The sequence below is a fragment of the Microbacterium sp. NPDC088619 genome (assembly GCF_044752825.1).
In the GTDB taxonomy this organism is placed as follows: domain Bacteria; phylum Actinomycetota; class Actinomycetes; order Actinomycetales; family Microbacteriaceae; genus Microbacterium.
In genome coordinates this window covers 683,568-698,990 of the sequence record NZ_JBIVLZ010000001.1, presented here as the reverse complement: position 1 = coordinate 698,990, position 15,423 = coordinate 683,568, and the positions used below count along the sequence as shown (strand labels likewise).

14 protein-coding genes are annotated in these 15,423 nt (G+C 67.7%); 8 read left to right on the top strand and 6 right to left on the bottom strand.

The window, feature by feature from the left end:
* Window positions 1-15: 15 nt before the first annotated feature.
* Complete coding sequence (thiL, locus tag ACIP5T_RS03700) at window positions 16-1,011, top strand: thiamine-phosphate kinase (protein WP_400860668.1); 996 nt, start codon at window positions 16-18, stop codon at window positions 1,009-1,011.
* Here the strand turns inward: thiL and rsmD are convergent.
* Window positions 981-1,583: a 16S rRNA (guanine(966)-N(2))-methyltransferase RsmD gene (rsmD, locus tag ACIP5T_RS03695; protein ID WP_400860667.1), complete on the bottom strand. Its 603-nt coding sequence runs from the start codon at window positions 1,581-1,583 to the stop codon at window positions 981-983. The two genes, thiL and rsmD, sit on opposite strands and share 31 nt — an antisense overlap.
* Window positions 1,584-1,644: 61 nt before the next feature.
* Between rsmD and ACIP5T_RS03690 the strand changes: the two genes are divergently transcribed.
* The 6 genes from ACIP5T_RS03690 (at window position 1,645) to mutM (ending at window position 6,755) form a co-directional block, all read left to right on the top strand.
* Window positions 1,645-3,819 (top strand): ATP-dependent DNA helicase RecG, encoded by a 2,175-nt coding sequence (locus tag ACIP5T_RS03690; RefSeq protein ID WP_400860665.1) that lies wholly within the window; start codon window positions 1,645-1,647, stop codon window positions 3,817-3,819.
* 28 nt (window positions 3,820-3,847) lie between these two features.
* Window positions 3,848-4,345: a pantetheine-phosphate adenylyltransferase gene (gene coaD, locus ACIP5T_RS03685; RefSeq protein ID WP_042541696.1), complete on the top strand. Its 498-nt coding sequence runs from the start codon at window positions 3,848-3,850 to the stop codon at window positions 4,343-4,345.
* An 83-nt stretch (window positions 4,346-4,428) separates the two neighbouring features.
* Window positions 4,429-4,977, top strand: a complete 549-nt coding sequence (locus tag ACIP5T_RS03680) for a YceD family protein (RefSeq protein WP_400864592.1) — start codon at window positions 4,429-4,431, stop codon at window positions 4,975-4,977.
* 2 nt (window positions 4,978-4,979) lie between these two features.
* Window positions 4,980-5,189 carry a 50S ribosomal protein L32 gene (rpmF, locus tag ACIP5T_RS03675; RefSeq protein WP_314841597.1) on the top strand — a complete coding sequence of 70 codons (210 nt, stop codon included), beginning with the start codon at window positions 4,980-4,982 and terminating at the stop codon, window positions 5,187-5,189.
* Window positions 5,190-5,206: 17 nt separating this feature from the next.
* Window positions 5,207-5,899: a ribonuclease III gene (gene rnc / locus ACIP5T_RS03670; RefSeq protein WP_400860664.1), complete on the top strand. Its 693-nt coding sequence runs from the start codon at window positions 5,207-5,209 to the stop codon at window positions 5,897-5,899.
* Window positions 5,892-6,755 carry a bifunctional DNA-formamidopyrimidine glycosylase/DNA-(apurinic or apyrimidinic site) lyase gene (mutM, locus tag ACIP5T_RS03665; RefSeq protein WP_400860663.1) on the top strand — a complete coding sequence of 288 codons (864 nt, stop codon included), beginning with the start codon at window positions 5,892-5,894 and terminating at the stop codon, window positions 6,753-6,755. Before rnc ends, mutM begins: the two co-directional genes overlap by 8 nt.
* Before the next feature lie 3 nt (window positions 6,756-6,758).
* Here the strand turns inward: mutM and ACIP5T_RS03660 are convergent, their stop codons facing one another.
* From ACIP5T_RS03660 to ACIP5T_RS03640, 5 genes are all read right to left on the bottom strand, one after another.
* Window positions 6,759-8,081 carry an FtsX-like permease family protein gene (locus ACIP5T_RS03660; RefSeq protein ID WP_400860661.1) on the bottom strand — a complete coding sequence of 441 codons (1,323 nt, stop codon included), beginning with the start codon at window positions 8,079-8,081 and terminating at the stop codon, window positions 6,759-6,761.
* The gene (locus tag ACIP5T_RS03655) at window positions 8,078-8,773 is read right to left on the bottom strand and encodes an ABC transporter ATP-binding protein (protein WP_400860660.1); all 696 of its coding nucleotides are present in this window, start codon (window positions 8,771-8,773) and stop codon (window positions 8,078-8,080) included. Before ACIP5T_RS03655 ends, ACIP5T_RS03660 begins: the two co-directional genes overlap by 4 nt.
* Window positions 8,774-8,862: 89 nt before the next feature.
* Window positions 8,863-9,942: a GNAT family N-acetyltransferase gene (locus tag ACIP5T_RS03650; protein ID WP_400860658.1), complete on the bottom strand. Its 1,080-nt coding sequence runs from the start codon at window positions 9,940-9,942 to the stop codon at window positions 8,863-8,865.
* A complete protein-coding gene (locus ACIP5T_RS03645) occupies window positions 9,939-11,027 on the bottom strand; it encodes a GNAT family N-acetyltransferase (protein WP_400860657.1) in 1,089 nt (362 codons plus the stop codon). The genes ACIP5T_RS03650 and ACIP5T_RS03645 overlap by 4 nt, the downstream gene beginning before the upstream one ends.
* A 13-nt stretch (window positions 11,028-11,040) precedes the next feature.
* Window positions 11,041-11,319 carry a hypothetical protein gene (locus tag ACIP5T_RS03640; RefSeq protein WP_400860655.1) on the bottom strand — a complete coding sequence of 93 codons (279 nt, stop codon included), beginning with the start codon at window positions 11,317-11,319 and terminating at the stop codon, window positions 11,041-11,043.
* A gap of 540 nt (window positions 11,320-11,859) precedes the next feature.
* Between ACIP5T_RS03640 and smc the strand changes: the two genes are divergently transcribed.
* Window positions 11,860-15,402 carry a chromosome segregation protein SMC gene (gene smc, locus ACIP5T_RS03635; protein ID WP_400860653.1) on the top strand — a complete coding sequence of 1,181 codons (3,543 nt, stop codon included), beginning with the start codon at window positions 11,860-11,862 and terminating at the stop codon, window positions 15,400-15,402.
* The last annotated feature ends 21 nt before the right edge of the window (window positions 15,403-15,423 follow it).

Sequence of the window (15,423 nt, the reverse complement as noted above, 5' to 3'; positions counted from 1 at the left end):
GCTACCTTTGACAGCATGCCCTCCCGACCTCGCGACGATGATCCGACCCTCGGCGATCTTTCGGAGGGGGAGATCCTGCGGGCGATCCTGGCGAGGACTGCGCAGGCCAGTCACACGATCATCGGTCCCGGTGACGATGCGGCGGTGATAGCTGCTCCGTCGGGGTCCGTGGTCGCCACGACGGACACGCTGGTGCACGGTCCTGACTTCCGACTCGCGTGGTCGTCGGGCTATGACCTCGGGTGGAAGGCTGCGGCAGTGAACCTCGCCGACGTGGCCGCCATGGGGGCGCGCCCGACCGCGCTGCTCGTCGCGCTGGCGGTTCCGCGCGATCTGAGGCTCTCTTTCATCGAACGGCTCGCCGACGGCTTCCGCGAGGCGTGCGCGGCCCTGGCTCCGGGCTGCGCGGTGGTCGGCGGAGACCTCACCGTCTCTGACGTCCTCACCGTGGCCGTCACCGCGCTCGGCGACCTCGAGGGGCGGACGCCGGTGACGCGGTCGGGTGCGCGGGTCGGCGATGTGGTCGCGGTGGCGGGCGAACTCGGTCACGCCGCGCACGGACTCGCCGTCCTCTTCGGCAGGTTCCGTGAGGGTGACACACCTGTCGCTGTCGACCCGTCGGTGCTCGGACAGGGGGAGAGGGCCGCGCTGGCGGCGCAGCTCCGCCCGTCGCCGCCGATCGGCCTCGGACCTTTCGCGGCTACAGCCGGAGCCACAGCGATGATGGACATCTCGGATGGCCTCGCACTGGACGCGCGGCGGATGGCGGCGGCCTCGGAGGTCACGATAGCCCTAGACAGCGCCGCGCTCGGAGACTCTCCGCAGCGTGCTCTCGCCGGCGGTGAGGATCATGCGCTGCTCGCCACCTTCCCTCCGGGGATGCTGCCGTCGGGCTTTCGCATCATCGGGGTCGTGAGCCCACAGGGCGAGCATGATCTGCTGGTCGATGACGCTCCCGCAGACGTGAGCGGCTGGGACCCCTATCGTGACTGGGATTCGGCCTCGGGCTGAGGTGTCTCGGGTGCGACCGCGGGCTCGGCCCACCACAGAGCGGTGTCGCCGTAGGCCCTCTCACGGATCAGATCCAGGCCGGCTGCCCGGAGGTCGGGAGGCGTGGAGCGCCGTGCACGCTCGATGATCACGAGGGCGTCGGGTGCGAGGCACGGTGCGAGCGCGATGAGATCCGCGGTCATCGCGTCGTCGTCGAGGTCGTAGGGCGGGTCCGAGAAGACGAGGTCGTATGGACCGGAGGCTCGCAGCAGGAACGACCTGACCGTGCTCTGGTGCACCCTCGCGCCGGGTGCGCCGGCCTTCGCGACCGTGGCTGCGTTACGACGGACGACTCCTGCAGCCTCTCTGCCGTGCTCGACGAGATCAGCACTGGCCGCGCCGCGGCTCAGCGACTCCAACCCCAGCGCGCCCGAGCCCGCGTAGAGATCGAGCACTCGGGCGCCGACGATCGCGTCGGCCGACTCCAGTGCTCCGAAGAGCGACTCCCTCACGCGGTCGCTGGTGGGTCGCGTTCCCGCGTGGGGGACGTCGAGCCGCGCGCCACGCGCCTTTCCGGCGATGATCCTCGTCACCCGTTCACGATACGACAGCTCCGGCGCACGTCGTGTCCGTGCGGCCTCCTAGACTCGGATCATGTCGCTCACGCTGGATTCGTCGCTGGAGGATGCGCTGGGCTCCACGCCGGCGAAGTCCCTCGATCGGGCGTTCGGCATGAAGACGGTCGGCGATCTCGTGTCGCACTATCCCCGGCGATATGCCGACCCTGGGGAGCTGACTCCCATTCGCGAGCTTCCGCTCGGTGAGACGGTGACGATCGTCGCCGAGGTGCTGTCGTCGAGCGCCAGGGCGATGCGCAATCGGCGGGGCGCGATGGTCGATGTCGTGATCGGCGACGGCATCGGCAAGATGTCTCTGACGTTCTTCGCGAAGAACCTCGGCGCGGCCAAGTGGCGCTCCGAGGATCTCGCCGTCGGTCGGCGAGGCGTCTTCTCGGGCAAGGTCGGCGAGTTCAATGGGATGACGCAGTTCGCGCACCCGGAGTACGAGCTGTTCGATGACGAGGATGCGGCCAGGCGGCGTGCGGACGCCCGCGCCGCCGTGCTGATCCCGATCTACCCCGCGACGTCGACGCTGCAGACCTGGCAGATCGCGAAGTTCATCACCCGCGTGCTCGATGGTCTCGGTGACGTGCCCGAGCCTCTCGCCGCGGATGTCCGGCAGCGGGAGGAGCTGCTGACCGCGAGAGAGGCGCTCGAGCAGATCCATCGCCCGAAGACCCGGAACGACATCGATCCCGCAGTCCGCACTCTGCGGATGCACGAGGCGCTCACGCTGCAGACAGCTCTCCTTCAGCAGCGCGATGCAGTGCGAGCGCTCTCCGCCACGGCGCGTGCGGCGAAGCCCGGCGGGCTGCTCGAGCGCTTCGACGCGTCGCTGCCGTACGACCTCACGCCCGATCAGCAGACCGTCGGCGAGCAGGTCGCGAAGGACCTCGTCGGCTCGTGGCCGATGAATAGGCTCGTGCAGGGAGAGGTCGGCTCCGGCAAGACGCTGGTCGCTCTGCGTGCGATGCTCCAGGTCGCCGAGTCCGGCGGCCAGGCCGCGCTCATCGCGCCGACCGAGGTCCTTGCGGGCCAGCATCTGCGGTCGATCTCGAAGATGCTCGGACCCCAGCTGGCTCCGCTTGTGATGCCCACGCTGCTCACCGGGCAGATGCCGGCCGCAGCGCGTCGCAAAGCCGCCCTGCGCGTCGCCTCCGGGCAGGCGCTGATCGTCGTCGGCACCCACGCACTGCTCGGCGAGAAGACGACCTTCGCAGATCTGGGGCTCGTCGTGGTCGATGAACAGCACCGGTTCGGCGTCGAGCAGCGCGAGGCTCTCCGTGCCAAGGGCTCCAGCCCGCACGCCCTCGTGCTCACCGCCACACCCATCCCGCGCACCGTTGCGATGACGGTCTTCGGCGACCTCGACACATCGGTGATCCGCACGATGCCGAAGGGGCGGGCGGGAATCGAGTCGTTCGTCGCCCCGCTCGCCGAGCATCCGGGGTGGTTCAACCGCGTCTGGGAGCGCGCCGCCGAGGAGATCGCCCAGGGGCGTCAGGTCTTCGCGGTGTGTGCCGCGATCGACACCACGAAGAAGACGGCAGAGGCGGGAGAGCCCGCAGTCCTTCAGCCCGAGGGTGCATCCGGACCGCGGTGGGGCGTCGTTCAGCTCGACGAGGCGCTCGCGACGCATCCGAAGCTCGGCGGTCTCCGTCGAGCCGTGTTGCACGGACGCATGCCGTCCGATGAGAAGGACGCGGTCATGCAGGCCTTCGCTCGGGGTGAGATCGATCTGCTGCTTGCGACGACGGTCATCGAGGTGGGCGTCGACGTGCCCAACGCCTCGACCATGATCGTCCTCGACGCCGACCGCTTCGGTGTCTCCCAGTTGCATCAGCTGAGGGGTCGCGTCGGCCGAGGTGGCGTACCAGGATTGTGTCTGCTCGTGACCGAGGCGGAGGCCGGCTCGGTGGCGCGCGAGAGGGTCGACGCGGTTGCAGCGACCCTCGACGGCTTCGCCCTCGCTGAGGTCGATCTCGAGCTCCGAGGCGAAGGCGACGTGCTCGGCGCAGCGCAGGCGGGCGTGCGGTCGTCGTTGAAGCTGCTGCGCGTGGTCAAGGACTCCGGCCTGATCGTCAGGGCGCGCGAGCTCGCAGAGGTGATCCTCGCAGCCGACCCTGGCCTCGATGCGAACCCCGGGCTCAGATCTGCCATCGAACGACGGGTGAGCGACGATGATCGCGCAGCCCTGGCGAAGAACTGACCAGCACGGCGTGCCCTAGGCTGGGGGCATGAGCAGCCGGATCGCCGTCGTCCCGGGTTCCTTCGACCCGCCGACCCTTGGCCACCTCGACGTCATCCGTCGGGCGGCCAAGCTGTACGACGAGCTGCATGTGCTCGTCGTTCACAACCCCGGCAAGGAAGCGATGCTGCCGATCGCGGCGCGACTCTCGCTCATCGAGCAGTCCATCGCCGATGAGGGCATGGACGGCAACGTCATCGTCGGATCGTGGAGCATGGGCCTGCTCGTCGACTACGCGCGTGACGTGGGAGCCGGCGTGCTGGTCAAGGGGATCCGGTCGCAGATCGACGTCGCCTACGAATCGCCGATGGCGATCGTCAACCGGCACCTCGCCGACATCGAGACGGTCTTCCTCCTGCCTGACCCCGCGCATGCTCTCGTGTCCAGCTCGCTGGTGCGACAGGTGGCCGGGCTCGGAGGCGATGTGTCGCCTTTCGTCCCTCCCGCGGTCGCCGCCTTCCTCGACACGGGGTCTCGCGGCATCTGACGCCGCGCTTCCGCACACCGCGCTCAGCCCGAAGCCAGCCTCCCGCCGCATCTAGCCGGTACCATTGCTGGGTGCGTTCCCGAATGAGTGGTCCTTTCGTCCTCCCCGTCCGCGACATCGTCCGCAAGCCGGGAGAGATGCGCGAACATGAGTTCTCCGTGACCCTGAAGGATGCCTGGGGAGAGGGCATCGTGTCGTACGAAGCCGGTTCCGAACTCGACCTGGATGTCCGTCTGGAGTCGGTCCACGAGGGCATTCTGGTCTCTGGAATCGTCGATGCGGAGTACTCCGGCGTGTGCGGTCGGTGCCTCATCGACATCACTCGGCCCGTCGAAGTCGAGTTCCAGGAGCTTTTCGCGTATCCTGGTGAGGAAGAAACTGACTTCGAGGTTCAAGACGACCACGTGGATCTTGAAACTCTAGTCAGGGATGCGGCCGTATTGGCGCTTCCATTTCAGCCGGTGTGTCAGCCGGATTGCCCCGGGCTCGACCCGGAGACGGGCGAGAGGCTGACAGCGAACACCGACAAGGAGCAGGCGGCTCCCATCGATCCTCGGTGGAGCGCGCTCCAGAACATCACAGACCAAGACGGCACGGAAGAATCTCGTGCCGCCGAGAAAGAAGAGAGCTAGTCATGGCTGGTAACCCCCCGAAGCGCAAGGTATCCCGTTCGAACACCCGCTCGCGCCGCGCGCAGTGGAAGGCGGCGCCCATCGCTCTCGTCAAGACCATCGAGAACGGCAAGGCCGTCTACAGCCGCCCCCACCAGGCGAAGGTCGTCACCGACTCGCAGGGCACCGAGCTGTTCCTCGAGTACAAGGGCCGCAAGGTCGCCGACGTCTGAGTCGCGACTTCACTTCTGTGACTGAGGTCCCTGGGGGGACGAGACCACTCCCAGAGAAGCTCCGCGTCGACATCGACGCGGAGCTTCTGGAGTTGGCGCTCACCCATCGCTCATATGCCTATGAGCATGGCGGCATCCCTCACAACGAACGTCTCGAGTTCCTCGGCGACTCCATTCTCGGCCAGGCCGTGACGGTGATGCTCTTCACGACCCATCCAGGGCTCGATGAGGGCGAACTCGCCAAGCGGCGCGCGAGTGTCGTCTCGACGGTCGCTCTCGCCGAGGTGGCGAGAGGCATCGATCTGGGCAGCCATCTGCTGCTCGGTCGAGGCGAGGAGCAGACGGGCGGACGCGACAAGGATTCGATCCTCGCCGACACGATGGAAGCCGTCATCGGCGCGACCTATCTGTCAGCGGGTCCTGAGTCGGCCACCGAGCTCGTGCTCCGTCTGACCGAGCCGCTGCTTGCAGACCCCGAGCGCTATGGCGCTGCGATGGATCCGAAGACCAGTCTTCAAGAGCTGGCTGCGCGCGTGGGTGCCATCCCGCCGCAGTATTCAGTGGAGGCGAGCGGTCCCGATCACGATCGTCGCTTCGTGGCGACCGTGAGCGTCGGCGATGTGCAGATGACCGGCAAGGGCAGCAGCAAGAAGACCGCAGAGATGGCGGCCGCGCTGAGCGCGTGGCGCTTCCTCAACGAGCGTGCCTGAACTCCCCGAAGTCGAGGTGGTGCGAGCAGGTCTCGCTCCTGCGGCGGTCGGTTCCGTCATCACCGGGGTGAGCGTGTTCGACGAACGTGCGCTGACTCGTCACCCCGCGGGGGCCTCCGACTTCGTCGAGCGACTCGAGGGGCGCACCTTCACCGCCGCCGAGCGACGAGGCAAGTTCCTCTGGCTTCCGCTCGATGCCGACGATTCCGCGTTGATCGCACACCTCGGGATGAGCGGGCAGATGCTGCTCCGCGCGCCGGATGCCGGAGCCGAGCGCCACGAACGGATCCGCATCGGCATCGAGCACCCCCAGCATGGCGAACTCGTGATCGTGTTCGCCGATCAGAGGACCTTCGGGTCGCTGGCGGTCGACCGCCTCGTGCCGGACGGTCCGACGATGATTCCCACGCAGGTCGTGCACATCGCTCGTGACCCCCTCGATCCGCTCTTCGACGACGGCACTTTCGAGCGCGCCGTCCGAAAGCGAGGCAGCGCTGTCAAGCGAGTGCTGCTCGATCAGCAGGTGATCAGCGGGGTGGGCAACATCTACGCGGACGAGGCGCTCTGGGCAGCGCGCATCCACCCGCAGATTCTCGCGACAGCCCTGTCGACATCGGCGACGCGGCGTCTCCTCGCCGAGATCCGAGTGGTGCTCGCCAAGGCCCTGGCCGAGGGAGGCACGAGTTTCGATGCCCAGTACGTCAACGTGAACGGCCAGGCCGGATACTTCGCGCACTCCCTCAACGCGTACGGTCGAGGCGGTCAGCCATGCCCTCGGTGCGGCACTCTGATCCGTCGCGAGGCTTTCATGAACCGGTCGAGTCATTTCTGCCCGCGCTGCCAGCGCCGACGCTGAGAATCATGCCGTCTCGAACGACCGCGCCAGCAGCGGCCGGGTGGCACGCGTGCTCAGCCAGACGATTCCGATGCCTGCCGATAGCACGATGCCGATGGTCAGCAGCGACTCTGGCGCGGTGATCAGGGCTATCCCGAGCAGAGGGAACACGAGCACGGCTGCGCAGGTCGCCGATCCGATGGCGGTGACGAGCAACGGTGACATGATCGCGCGGCGACGGGCCGAGTCGACGGTGTCGAGCGGCATCCCGAGATGGTGCAGACTACGGTGCAGCTCGCGCTGGTCGAGCACGGAAGCCGCCTGATTGACTCCCACGGACGCTGCGACCACCAGGAAAGAGGCGACGAGCGTGACGACGAGACCGGTGCGCATGTCCGCGGCGAGTGCTGCATCGGCGTGCGTCGCGTCGCCGCTGCTCATCACGTTCATCAGAGAGACGCCGGTCCCCGCGAACACCGCCATGAAGCTCGCCATCGCGATGCCACTCACCTGACGCCAAGCCGCCTTGGGCGAGTCAAGTACCAGACGGGCGGCGAGTAGACGCTCGGGTCGGTCGGCCCTGCGCAGCTGACGCGATGCTGTGACTTTGAGGATCCACGGCCCGATCACGTTGAGCACGGCCAGCGCCACCGCGAACAGCACTGCCAGAACGGTGATCGTCACCGCGAGACCCGCGACGGACGGGAAGATCTTGACGAGGACGAAGACGAGGGCGAGAACCGAGACGCCGATGATCGCACGGAACCAGTGCACCGGCGACGCCGTCGTCCGCAGGCGCACCCCGAGCGGTGACACGATCACTCGTCGGAGACCCAGCACGGCGCTGCCGGCCGCCACAAGGAGGACCCCGCCCACGACCGCCACGATGTTGAGGGGAGAGAGCAGCACAGCACCGGCACCGAGAGCCGTGCCACGGAACGGGATGAGCCCGATCAGGGGAGCGGTCGCCAGATGGACGACCACTCCGGCGACGGCACCTGCGGCCGCGACGAGCACCGACTCGATCACGGTGGCGACGCTGACACCCATCGGGGTCACGCCGAGAAGACGCAGGGTCGAGAGCCGCTCGTCGCGGCGGCGGGCCGAGAGGCGCGCTGCCGCTCCACCGAGGTTCATCAGCGGCACGACGAGGAGCACGAGAGCGATTGCAGCCAGTGCCTGATAGATCGGCGCGTAGTCGTCGGTCCATGTCCAGAAGGACTGCGCACCGCCCACGACGGTCAGCACCAGAGCGGTGACGACGCCGAAGGCGACCACAGGGAGCGCGAGGACAGCGCTCTCTCCTTTCGCCGGTCGGAGAAGGAGTGCGAGAACTCGCGCGTTCATGCGGACACCGCCGATGAGACGATCTGTCCGTCGCGAACCGCCACGACGCGCGAGCATCGCGCGGCGACGTCCGCATCGTGGGTGACGACGAGGAGCGTCCGCCCCTGCCCGGTCGTTGACCACAGCAGTGCGTTCATGACGTCTTGCGAGGTGTGGGAGTCGAGCGCACCGGTCGGCTCGTCGGCGAACACGAGGTCCGCGCCGGTGGCCTGGGCCCGTGCGATCGCGACGCGCTGCGCCTGCCCGCCGGAGAGCTCGCCGATGCGGCGGTCCTCCATCCCCGTGAGGCCCAGCGCGGCGAGCCAGGAGGCGGCATGGGCCGTGGCATCCGCTCTCTTCACTCCGTTGATCATCGAGGCGAGCGCCACGTTCTCGACGGCAGTGAGCTCGGGGATGAGGAGCCCCTGCTGGAAGACGAACCCGAATCTCTCCCTGCGCAATCGCGAACGAGCGGATTCACCGAGTCCCGCGATCTCCACAGGCTGCCCGGTCGAGGGGTGGAAGGTCACTGTGCCGGAGTCCGGCGTGACGATGCCGGCGAGCACATGGAGGAGTGTCGTCTTGCCGGATCCGGAGGCACCCATGATCGCCACCGACTCGCCGCGATGGATCGTGAGATCCACCCCGGCGAGTGCGCGGGTGGTGCCATAGGACTTGGTCAGGGAGCGTGCGTCGAGGACGGAGTTGTTCATGCTTCCAGCCTCGCGACGCCACCGGGGGTGCGGCATCGGCCAGGCGGATGATCAATCTGCGCGCGCCTACACCGCTCGGATGATCTCGGTCAGATCCGCTTCTGCCACGCTCCGGCATAGGAGACCGGCGCGAACCCGATCGCCTCGTTGATGCTCAGCATCGGCCGGTTCTCCTCTGCGTTGAAAGTGGAGACCGTGGGAGAGAGCGGCATCACCTCTCGCCAGTGCAGGAGATTCGCGCACTTCACTACAGTGCCGAGCCGATGCCCGCGGTGCCCCCGAGAGACCAGGGTGCCGAGCTGGTGTGTGACTCCAGAGCGGTCCGCTCCGACGAGCAGCTCGTTGTACGCCACGATGTCCCCGCTCGGCACGTGCTGCACCGCGACGATCGACAGAGCCTGACCGGCCCCGGTCAGCCGTCTCTCTCGTCGCACGACTCGCTCCGCGTCCCATTCCTCAGCGACGAAGTCCATCTCGCCGCTCGGGGCATCTGTCGAGAGGCGAGCGAGGATCGCCGCATAGCCGTCTCGGAACTCGGACGGTGTCGGAGCCATCCACTGCAGCACGCGATAGTCATCGCCCGCTGCCGCCTGCGCCGACTCCAGAGCTGCCAGGAGCGGAGCGGGATCCGACTGCAGATCCAGCTCGCTGTTGCGTTCGACCTGTTCGAAGTCGTATCCGCGGGCTTCGAGAGCATCCGACAGCGGATTCGCGGGGATTCGGCCCCAGCCCGTCTTCGGGGAGATCATCCGTTCGGATTCGACCGGTCGGTGGAGCGTCCAGATCTGCACCAGAGACCTACCATGGGCCCGAGCCTCCGACTCCGCGAGTGAGAGGAGGGCATCCTCGACGCCGATTCCCCAGTGCTTCTCGGGCACGAGGAGGTCGGCTTCGGCCGCCTTCGCATCCGCTTCCCTGGCGTAGGCGATCGTGATCATGCCCACGATCTCGTCACCGTGCCTGGCCACGAATCCGGTCTGCAGCGTGTCGCTGGAGTCCTGCCAGGATGCGAGCATCTGCGCGGCGTCGGGGGCGATGTCCGGCAGGCCGACCAGCTCGTCGCAGATCTGCCGGTTGAGCTCTCCGTAGGCGCGGAAGTCCGAGCCGTCCGCAGCGTCCAGGGTGGCGGGGATGACGAGCGGCGTGACCGTCAGTGTGGTGGTCGTCATGAGAGTTCCTTCTTCCAGGCGCCTTCATAGGCGATGGCCGTGAAGCCCATCGCCTCATTGATCGAGAGCATCGGCCGGTTCTCCTCGGCGTTGTAGGTGATCACGTCGGGGGACCCGGGGGCGACGCCCGCCCACGACAGGAACGCGTCGCACTTCACGAGCTGTCCCAATCGGTGGCCGCGATGCTCCTTGAGCACCAGAGTGTCGTGCTGATGAGTGGTGGCGCCCAGATCCGGTCCGATGCGGAGCTCGGTGAAGGCACTCAGCTCGCCCGTTCGGACGTGTTGCGCGACGGTGACCTGGATGATCTGACCCATCTCGTCCACTCGTTTCTCAGAAGCGATCAGGCGTTCGGCATCCCAGACCTCCTCGTCGGCCTCGAGATCGGCAGACGGCGCATCGGTCGACATGCGCGACTTGAGCCACGCGTAGCCCTCGACATGCTCGGGCGGCGTGGGGAGCATCCACCGGATGACGCGATAGTCCTGAGAGAACGCGCGTGCGTCTTCGCGTAGCTCCTGAGCACGCCGAACCGTCTCGGGATTCACCTCGAGTCGACTAACCCGGTAGACCTGCTCGAGGCTGAACCCGTGGCGGACGAGGAATCGCGCGACGTGATCGTCCGGCACGCTGCCGAAGCCGGTCCGGGCTTCGAGTCTCGGCCCTTCGCTCGCCTGCTGCTCCGTCCAGTTCTGCACGACCGTGCGGTCATGCAGTCGAGCGAACGCTTCGACGTGCGGCAGGATCGCCGTCCCGATTCCCCGTCCCCAGACGCGCGGGTGGATCTCGATCGAGGCGATGGCCACACGCGACCCCTCCTCGTGCGGGATGTCGATGACAGTGCGTCCGACGATCTCTCCTTCCACGCGAACCGTCCACACCGCGGTCGTGCGATCCTTGCGGGAGCGCAGGATCGGAAGCAGCGCCTCTGGTGTGAGGTCCTGTTCGGTGCGACCGGTGAGTTCGCGATAGACGGCGTTGCGTACCCGAGCGAGCTCGCGGAACTCAGCCGCGTCAGCCGCATCCGCCCGTGCCGGCAGCACGAGCGGATGCAGCGACGCATCTGCGGTGAGCGGAATGCTCATGGTGATCTCCAGGTCAGCGCAGCTGACGCTGCAGGTCGTAGGTGAGCAGGGCATACGTCTCGCCCGCGGTGCGGTTCCGCCGATCGAGATGCAGCGCGTCCGCCTCGAGGCCGGTGACGCGGTGCGCCGGACGAGGGCGCTGAGCCCGCTGGAGCAGCCAGAGGCCGATCCTGAGCGAGAGACGATCTGCCAGCGCGAGGCGCCGCAGCTCATCGGGTGCGGGGATGTGGAGGACCTGATGGTCCTCGGTATCCGGAGGGTGGGGGATGCTGCGATACAGCGTGGTGTTCACGATGATTCCTTCGAGGTGAGTGGTGGTGATGGGTCAGCGCTGACGCAGGGCGCCGCGAAGACGGCCGGCGGAGCGCGACGAGAGTCGAGAGCCCAGCGCGCCGGAAGGCGATCGCCGGGGTCGGCGGTGATCCGTGATCCGGTAGGGATCAGAGGGTGGGGCGCGGAGACACGCGAGCGAGAAGCCCCGTCATCGATCGGAGATCGGTGAGTGGTTCGGGGCAGAGTTCTCGGGCTGCGGTTCTACGAGAGAGCGCCGAAACGGACGCCGGTGGTTACCGAGTGCGCAAGGCGCGGCGCGAATGGCGCGGCGAGGCCAGTGGCCTGAGCAGTGAGCTGAGTGATCATCGGTAACCTCCTTTTCGTGTGGCGATCCGGAGGTTACGGTAGCGAAACCCGGGCGTGTCCGTCAAGCACCTCCGGCGTGGTTCGGCGTGTCGCGCCTGATTCCGGTTCACTCCGCTCCCGCGCGGGATGCCGGTTCTGGGCCGTCATTCCGGTAGCGTGTGGGCGTGATTCACCCCGGAAGCGCGGCACGCGCATGCATCTGAAGAGCCTGACCCTCAAGGGGTTCAAGTCCTTCGCGCAGCCGACCAGCTTCGTGTTCGAACCGGGCGTCACCTGCATCGTCGGACCCAACGGATCGGGTAAATCGAACGTCGTCGACGCCCTCGCCTGGGTCATGGGCGAACAGGGAGCGAAGACTCTGCGCGGCGGCAAGATGGAGGACGTCATCTTCGCCGGCACGTCGACGCGAGGGCCGCTCGGTCGCGCCGAGGTGCAGCTCACGATCGACAACAGCGACGGCGCCCTGCCGATCGAATTCGCCGAGGTGACGATCAGTCGGACGCTGTTCCGCAACGGGGCGAGCGAGTATGCGATCAACGGGGAGAACTGCCGGCTGCTCGATCTGCAGGAGCTGCTCAGCGATTCCGGTCTCGGCCGGGAGATGCATGTCATCGTCGGTCAGGGGCGTCTGGACACCGTGCTCCAGGCTTCGCCCGAGGACCGTCGTGGATTCATCGAAGAGGCCGCAGGCATCCTCAAGCACCGCCGACGCAAGGAGAAGACCCTCCGAAAGCTCGACGCGATGGAGACCAACCTCACTCGACTGAGCGACCTCGCGGGGGAGATCAGACGTCAGCTCAAGCCTCTGGGCCGCCAGGCCGAGATCGCCCGAGAAGCGCAGACGATCGCCGCTGTCGTGCGTGATGCCAAGGCGCGCATCTTCGCAGACGACGTCGTCGCGCTGCGCACGGCACTCGCCGATCACACTCGCACGGAGCACGAGCGGCACACCGAACGACTCGTGCTGTCCGATCAGGCCGAGGCGGTGCGAGGGAGCATCACGCGCCTTGAGCAGGATCAGAACTCGATCGCCGTGGATCAGGCGCGAGGAGTGGCATTCGGTCTCGAGCAGGTGCAGGAGCGGATGCGCGGGTTGTACACCCTCGCCAATCAGCGACTCGCGCTGCTCGGCTCGGAAGAGGACGACGCGGCGGTCACAGCCGTCACGGTCACTCAGAGCACGATCGACGAGGCCAAGGACCAGATCACCGAGATCTCCGCGGGCCTCGGCGACGCTCAGGACGCCGCGACCGTGGCGAGCCGCGAGGTGGTGCACGCACGCGCGGAACTCGACACGCTCGATGTGGACATCGCCGAGCAGAGCGCACTCGTGTCGGAATACGACATGCGGCTCAGCTCGTTGCGAGGAACAGCCGATGCGGCCGCGTCGGCCCTGGCCGCGGTGCGCGGTGCGGTTCTGCGGCAGGAGAACGCGCTCGAGGCGGCGAACGCGCGTCGCCGCGCCGCAGCCGAAGCACTCGAGGCGATCGATGACGCGGAAGCCCCGGAGGGGACAGCAGCAGAGCACTCCGCCGCATACGAGAGTGCGCAACGTGCCGCCACGGCAGCCGAGGCCGAGCGAGAGACACTCCGCGAACGCCTGCATGCGGCAGAGCGTGAAGTCGACGCGCTCACCGCCAAATCGGCGGCACTCGGAAGCGCGCTCGCGATCTCCGGAGGCGCCGCCGAGATCGTGAAGGCAGGCGGCGCGGGTGTTCGCGGCCTTGTGGGTGACTCCGTGCAGGTCAGGAACGGGTTCGAGGCCGCGATCGCTGCCGTGCTCGGTTCGCTGGCCGAAGGCGTCCTCGTGGAGAGGGCCACCGATGCATTCGCTCTCGCACGGGATGCGGCGGACCAGCGCAGGGGAGTGGTGGATTTCGTCGTCGCCGACGCGACGCGCCCGTCGATCGAGCTGCCCGCTCTCGACGGTGTGACGCCGGCGGTCGAAACGGTCACGGCTCCGGACGGCGTCCTCGGAATCCTGTCTCACGTCGTCATCGCCGCGAGCCTCGACGCGGCGCGCACTGCGAGAGCCGCGCTCGACGTCGCCGGCGACACCACCACGACGATCGTCACGACGGCCGGTGACGTCGTTACCGCCCAGACGCTTCGTACCGGATCCGGAGGCGAGCGCTCCCGTCTCGAGCTCGCCGCCGAACGGGACGCGGCGAACGAGCGCCTGGCCGAGGTGCAGGTCATCGTCGATTCACTGCGTGAGGCTCGCGAGGACGCCGACGAGGCTGTGGAGACGTCCCGTCGCCAGGCGAAGGACGCGCTTCGAGCGTTGCGGGAGCACGACGCCGCGCTGGCCACTCATGCGGAACAGGTGAATCGCATCACGGTGACCCACGAGTCGGCGGTCGCCGAATGCGAGCGGCTCGAGGCGGGACTCGCACAGGCGCAGGGCGCGGTGCAGGATGCGGAGGCGAAGGCCGAAGCCGCCAGGGCAGAGTTGGACGCGGCCGTCGCCGCTCCACGGCCCGTGCTGGATGCCTCTGCGCGTGATGGTCTGCTCGAAGCGCTCGAGCTGGCGCGCGAAGATGAAGTCCGAGCTCGTCTGGAGATCGAGACGCTCCGCGAGCGTGTTCGCGCTGCACAGGCGCGTGTTGTCGGCCTCGAGCGACAGCGCGAACAGGAGCGGGACGCCGCCGCCGAAACAGCACGTCGAGCGGTCATCCGGCGCGCGCAGCGCGAAGCGGCATCCGGAGTGGCGCAGGAGCTTCCCCGGATCCTGGACTCGATCGATCGGTCTGTCACCGAGGCTCGGGTCGCGCTGGCCGAGGCCGAAGCCGCCCGATCGGCACAGAACCACGAGCTCACCGCGCTTCGCGCGCAGGAGACCTCCCTGCGGGAGAGGCTCGCCGGGCTCACGGAAAGCGTCCACGGCCTCGAGCTGCAGATCCACGAGAAGAAGCTGCACCTCAACAGCCTGCTTGAGCGCGTGGCCTCCGAACTCGCGTTGGATGAAGATATTCTCGTTGCGGAATATGGCCCCGATCAGCCCGTTCCCCGTGATCCTGGAGTCGTGGTAGCGGAAGACGACCTCCTCGACGACACGGCGATCCCGTTCGATCGCCGGATTCAGCAGCGCCGGCTCGCCGACGCCGAACGCAAGCTCGCGCAGCTCGGTCGAGTCAACCCGCTCGCGCTCGAGGAGTTCGCGGCGCTCGAGCAGCGCCACGCCTTCCTCACAGAGCAGCTCGCGGATCTGACGCAGACGCGCCAGGACCTGCTGACCATCATCGCCGACCTCGACGAGCGGATGCAGACGATCTTCGCGAGCGCGTTCGAAGACACGAGGGTCGCGTTCGGTGAGGTCTTCCCTCTGCTGTTCCCGGGCGGATCCGGAAGCATCTCGCTCACGGATCCGGAGAACATGCTCACGACGGGCATCGAGGTCTCGGTGCGTCCGGTCGGCAAGAAGATCGAGCGGCTGTCTCTGCTCTCGGGCGGCGAACGCTCCCTTGCGGCCGTGGCCCTGCTGGTCGCGATCTTCAAGGCACGCCCGAGCCCGTTCTACATCCTCGACGAGGTCGAGGCGGCCCTAGACGATGCCAACCTCGGCCGCCTGCTCACCGTCTTCGAGCAGCTTCGCGAGAGCTCGCAGCTGCTCATCATCACGCATCAGAAGCGGACGATGGAGATCGCCGACGCCCTCTACGGGGTCTCGATGCGCCAGGACGGTGTGTCGGCGGTGGTCGGACAGCGCGTGGGCGACCGGGCGGCGGCCGGCTGACGGCGCTACCCGTAGGCTGGA